Raw genomic sequence first — 4,813 nt, 5'->3', positions numbered from 1 at the left:
GGCACGGGCTTCAGCGACGAGGTCCTGGAATTCACGCTCGACGGCAAGAACATCGCCGAGGTGCTCGGCATGTCGGCTGCGGAGGCCGCAGAGTTCTTCGCCGACTCGAAAGCCGTCAGCAGCGCTCGCACGACCCTCGCGCGCATGATCGACGTGGGCATCGGCTACATCACGCTCGGCCAGGCGCTCAACACGCTGTCGGGCGGTGAGCGCCAGCGTCTCAAGCTCGCGATCAGCATGTCGAAGAAGGGGGCGATCTATGTTCTTGACGAGCCGACGACAGGTCTGCATCTGGCTGATGTCGACAACATGCTGAGGATGCTGGACCGACTTGTCGAGGCCGGAAACTCGGTCATCGTGATCGAGCACCACCAGGCCGTGATGGCCCACGCCGACTGGATCATCGACCTGGGCCCGGGCGCCGGACACGACGGCGGCACGATCGTCTTCGAGGGCACCCCCGCCGACCTGATCGCGAAAGCGGACACCCTCACCGCCACGCACCTCAAGAACTACGTCGGCGCCTGACGTCGCGCGTTTCGTCTCGGTGCTCTCGCTCAACAGCCGGACGATCGGGCGAGTCTCAGAAGTCGTCGTCGAGCCGCAGCTGCAGGCTGAGCTGATCGGCGTCGAGTTCGGCCAGCGCGTGGCGCAGCGCGGCTGTGCTGAACGTGCCGTCGCGCGAGAGGTCGTTCAGGCGCATGCGCATCACGTCGATGAGGGCCAGGCGCAGTTCCAGCACATCGTGCGCGTAGGAGGTCGTCTCATCGTCGGGCGGGCTCGTCAGCCGTGCGCCGACGGTCTCGACAAGATGCGCCGAGAACGCCGACCCGTCCCGCCTCGTCAGGGCGCCCGAGGTCAGGCTGGATGCCGCGGCCGCGCGCATCTCGTCGTCGAGGCGTCGTTGCTCCGGCGCAGTCGGCCCCCCACCGCCGGAGCCCTCGAGGGCCAGCAGGCGCACCAGCCAAGGCAGCGTGAACCCCTGCAGAACGAGGCTGCCGACGGCGACCAGGAACGCCACGAAGATCAGCAGCGCCCGGAACGGCCCGTCGGGGAGCGTCTGCGCGGCCGCGAGGGTGACGACACCGCGCATGCCCGCCCACACGATCACGGTTCCGTGCCTCCAGCCGAGCGGCGAGGTCTGGTAGTAGTCGAGATCGGCGCGCGCGCGCGAGACGCGAATGCGCATCCTCTGCACTCGTCTCTCGCGCCGCACGGTGGAGGTGGGAGTTCTCGTCACTGCCCCCGGGGCGTCGCGACCCTGCGCTTCGACGACGTCGATCCGGTTGCTGACGCCCTCCAGCCGTTCGCGGGTGAGCCGCCGCGCTCGGCGGCCCTGCGACGACACCAGGATGGCGACGTAACCGGCCCGGACCAGGAGGATGACGCCGATCGCGGATGCCGCGAGCCACGTGGCCTGCCAGATGCCCTGATGCTCTTCGATGTTGGCCCGCACGATCTCCTTGAGCTGCAGTCCCATCACGAGGAAGACCGCGCCTTCGAGGGTGAGCTCGACGGTGCGCCAGTTCAGTTCGTCCGAGAGCCGCTGTTCGGGAGTGAACCACCGCGCGGCGCCCTGTCCGGTCACGATGCCTGCGACGACGGCCGCGACGAGTCCTGATCCCCCGAGCTGCTCGGTGGGAATGTAGGCGACGAACGGCACGACGAAGCTCAACGCCGTATTCGCCGCCGAGTGCGCCACCCACGCGCGCGTCCGCAACGCGACGAGGCCCACCAGGGCACCGATCACGACGGCGATCAGGACTCCCCACCCGAACGCAAGGACCGCGCCGCCGATCGGCACGCTGCCGACGGCGATCGCGGCGACCGCGGTGCGCAGCAGCACGAGCGAAGTCGCATCGTTGAGCAGGCTCTCGCCCTCGAGCATCGTGACGACGCGGGGGGAGATGCCGAGCCTCTTGACGATCGACGTGGCCACGGCATCCGTGGGGCTGAGAAGTGCACCGAGGGCGATCGCGAGATAGACATCGATCCCGGGGATGGTCAGGGCGAAGAAGATCGCCAGCACGGCGGTGCTCAGCAGCACCAGCAGGATCGACAGTCCGGTGATCGAGCGGAAGTCCCTGCGGAATTCGATCGCCGGCAGTGACACGGCAGACGAATAGAGCAGCGGCGGCAGAACCCCGACGAGGATGATCTCGGGATCGATCTCAAATGCCGGGAAGAACGGCAGCAGGCTGACACCGATGCCGATGGTGAGAAGCGCGAGCGGCCCCGCGATGCCCACTCGCGGTGCGAGCGCGGTGGCCAGAGCGATCACCACGACCCCGACGACCGCGATGAGCAGGAGCTCCATCGCTGCTACAGCACTCCGAGGGCGCGAACCGCGTCACGTTCGGCGGCGAGCTCGTCGACCGAGGCGTCGATGCGGGTGCGCGCGCGGGTGTCGATCTCGAGCCCTTCGATAACCCGGTACCCGGTGCCGTCCGATGCGACCGGGAAGCTGCACACGAGACCTTCCGGCACGTCGTACTCGCCGCGCGAGATGACCGCGGCCGAGGTCCAGGCCGTGCCGGACTGCTCGTCACGCACGTGCTCGATCGCCGCGTTGGCCGCCGACGCGACAGACGATGACCCGCGCACCTCGATGATCTCGGCGCCCCGCTTCGCGACGCGCGGGATGAACACGTCATCGAGCCAGGCGCATGCCTCGACGCGGCCGCCGAGCCGTGCGCCGAGGGCATCGGCGACCCGCTCGCCGCGCACCGTCGCGTGCGAGACGTCGGGGAACTGGGTCGCCGAGTGGTTGCCCCAGATCGCCAGGCCCTCGATCTCGTCGGGCCAGGCGTCGAGCGCCTCGGCGAGCAACCCGAGTGCACGATCGTGGTCGAGGCGGGTGAGCGCGGTGAACCGGTCCGGCGGCACGTCGGGGGCGGATGCCGCGGCGATCAGCGCATTCGTGTTGGCGGGGTTGCCGACCACGGCGACGCGGATGTCGTCGGCTGCGTGGGCGTTGATGGCCGCCCCCTGCGGCCCGAAGATCCCCGCGTTGGCGGCCAGCAGGTCCGCGCGCTCCATTCCGGGTCCGCGCGGTCGGGCGCCGACCAGGAGGGCGATGCTGGACCCGTCGAACGCAACGGTCGGGTCGTCGGTGAGGTCGACCTCGCGCAGCAGCGGAAACGCGCAGTCCTGCAGTTCGAGGGCGGCTCCCTCGGCACTGCGCAGGCCCTGGGGAATCTCGAGCAGCTTCAGCCGGACCGGCCGATCGGGGCCGAGCATCTCTCCTGCGGCGATGCGGAACAGGAGCGCGTAGCCGATCTGGCCACCCGCCCCGGTGATCGTGACAGTCGTCGTGGGGGCGGAGCCCCGCTCAGCAGATGGCGCCATCCTTCGAGCATATTGGTGTGCCCGCGGTGTTCGCGGCGGCATCCGATGCAGGCCACGCCAGGGAGCACAGCGGGCTGTGCACGGAACGCTGCTGAAGCAATCTCCCCCCTGACGGCGGAATGTCCGCTGTCGGCGCGGGGGGCACCGGTACCGTGAACGCATGACCTTCAACGACGACGCGGGCGTCGGCGGCGACTCCGCCCGACGCCGCGGGGCTGCGGTGGCTGCTGTGGCGGCCGCCGGGGGCGGCATCGCGGGGCCCTGCGTCCACTTGTGCGACACGTTCGCTGTCGCGGGAAGGAACACATGACAGGCGCGAGCACGCTCGACTGCCTCTACCCCGAGGTCGAGCCATACGAGTCCGGGATGCTCATGGCCGGCGACGGCCAGCGCCTGTACTGGGAGCAGAGCGGCAATCCCGAGGGCAAGCCGGTCGTGTTCCTGCACGGCGGGCCGGGCGCCGGAACCTCGGCCTGGCACCGGCGGTTCTTCGACCCGGACAAGTACCGCATCGTGCTGTTCGACCAGCGCGGCTGCGGTCGCAGCACCCCGCATGCGAGCGACCCCGATGCCGATCTGCGCTTCAACACCACGTGGCACCTCGTCGCTGACATCGAGCTGCTGCGCCGCAACCTCGGCATCGAGCGCTGGCAGGTCTTCGGCGGCTCCTGGGGCAGCGCGCTCGCACTGGCGTACGCGCAGACCCACCAGGATGCCGTCACCGAACTCGTGCTGCGCGGCATCTTCACCCTGCGCCGCCACGAGCTCGAGTGGTTCTACGAGGGCGGCGCGTCGGCGATCTTCCCCGACCGGTGGGAGGAGTTCATCACGCCGATCCCGGTGCTCGAGCGTTCGCGGATGATCGAGGCGTACCACCGCAGGCTGAGCGACCCCGATCCGGCCGTGCACGTGCCCGCGGCGGTCGCGTGGTCCCGCTGGGAGGCTTCCGCCCTCACGCTGCGCCCCGACCCGGAGCTGGTGGCCGGCATGACCGAGCCGGCCGCCGCGACCGCTTTCGCGCGGATCGAGAACCACTTCTTCCTGCACGACGGATGGTTGCGCGATCAGCAGCTCATCGAAGACGCGGCGTCGCTGCGCGGCATCCCGGCGGTCATCGTGCAGGGCCGTTACGACGTGTGCACGCCGATCATGACCGCGTGGGATCTGCACCGGTCCTGGCCCGAGGCCGAGCTGGTCGTGATCGACGATGCCGGTCACTCGGCGAGCGAGCCGGGTATCGCGGCCGCCTTGGTCGAAGCGACCGACCGCTTCGCCGCGTAACGATCGCCGCGTCGAGCCGGTCGGACCCGGCTAGGCGATCTCGGTGGCTACCGCGTCGCGGACGGCGATCATGCCGTCGAGGGTCTCGGTGAAGCTCGTCGAGAGGGGCGAGAGACCGATGCGAAGTCCGCCCGGGTCGCGGTAGTCCGGGATCACGTCCTGGGCCCACAGCCGGGCGGTCACC

At 69.8% G+C, this 4,813-nt stretch carries 5 protein-coding genes and 1 pseudogene; 3 read left to right on the top strand and 3 right to left on the bottom strand.

All coding sequences use genetic code 11. The features are described 5' to 3' along the window. The coding region (locus QZV84_RS03155) for an ATP-binding cassette domain-containing protein (protein ID WP_292825176.1) at nt 1-528 on the top strand (528 nt) is incomplete at its 5' end. A gap of 55 nt (nt 529-583) precedes the next feature. Here QZV84_RS03155 and QZV84_RS03150 read toward each other — a convergent pair. Continuing rightward, nucleotides 584-2,317 carry a sodium:proton antiporter gene (locus QZV84_RS03150; protein WP_292825173.1) on the bottom strand — a complete coding sequence of 578 codons (1,734 nt, stop codon included), beginning with the start codon at nt 2,315-2,317 and terminating at the stop codon, nt 584-586. A gap of 5 nt (nt 2,318-2,322) precedes the next feature. After that, nucleotides 2,323-3,348 carry a malate dehydrogenase gene (locus tag QZV84_RS03145; RefSeq protein ID WP_292825170.1) on the bottom strand — a complete coding sequence of 342 codons (1,026 nt, stop codon included), beginning with the start codon at nt 3,346-3,348 and terminating at the stop codon, nt 2,323-2,325. A 160-nt stretch (nt 3,349-3,508) separates the two neighbouring features. Here QZV84_RS03145 and QZV84_RS03140 point away from each other — a divergent pair, with 160 nt between their 5' ends. Together QZV84_RS03140 and pip are read left to right on the top strand one after the other, a co-directional pair. After that, the gene (locus tag QZV84_RS03140) at nt 3,509-3,658 is read left to right on the top strand and encodes a hypothetical protein (RefSeq protein WP_292825167.1); all 150 of its coding nucleotides are present in this window, start codon (nt 3,509-3,511) and stop codon (nt 3,656-3,658) included. After that, complete coding sequence (gene pip / locus QZV84_RS03135; RefSeq protein ID WP_292825164.1) at nt 3,655-4,629, top strand: prolyl aminopeptidase; 975 nt, start codon at nt 3,655-3,657, stop codon at nt 4,627-4,629. The genes QZV84_RS03140 and pip overlap by 4 nt, the downstream gene beginning before the upstream one ends. Before the next feature lie 30 nt (nt 4,630-4,659). Here the strand turns inward: pip and QZV84_RS03130 are convergent. Continuing rightward, a pseudogene (locus tag QZV84_RS03130) lies at nt 4,660-4,813 on the bottom strand (kynureninase); the annotation flags it as partial.

The sequence above is a fragment of the Microbacterium sp. genome (assembly GCF_011620715.1).
Lineage (GTDB): Bacteria > Actinomycetota > Actinomycetes > Actinomycetales > Microbacteriaceae > Microbacterium.
This window is presented reverse-complemented; position numbering and strand designations above follow the sequence as displayed.

What these genes read in the sequence shown, in the direction of transcription:
- QZV84_RS03150 (WP_292825173.1), bottom strand. Translation starts at nt 2,317, where the DNA reads ATGGAGCTCCTGCTCATCGCGGTCGTCGGGGTCGTGGTGATCGCTCTG.
- QZV84_RS03145 (WP_292825170.1), bottom strand. Translation starts at nt 3,348, where the DNA reads ATGGCGCCATCTGCTGAGCGGGGCTCCGCCCCCACGACGACTGTCACG.
- QZV84_RS03140 (WP_292825167.1), top strand. Translation starts at nt 3,509, where the DNA reads ATGACCTTCAACGACGACGCGGGCGTCGGCGGCGACTCCGCCCGACGC.
- pip (WP_292825164.1), top strand. Translation starts at nt 3,655, where the DNA reads ATGACAGGCGCGAGCACGCTCGACTGCCTCTACCCCGAGGTCGAGCCA.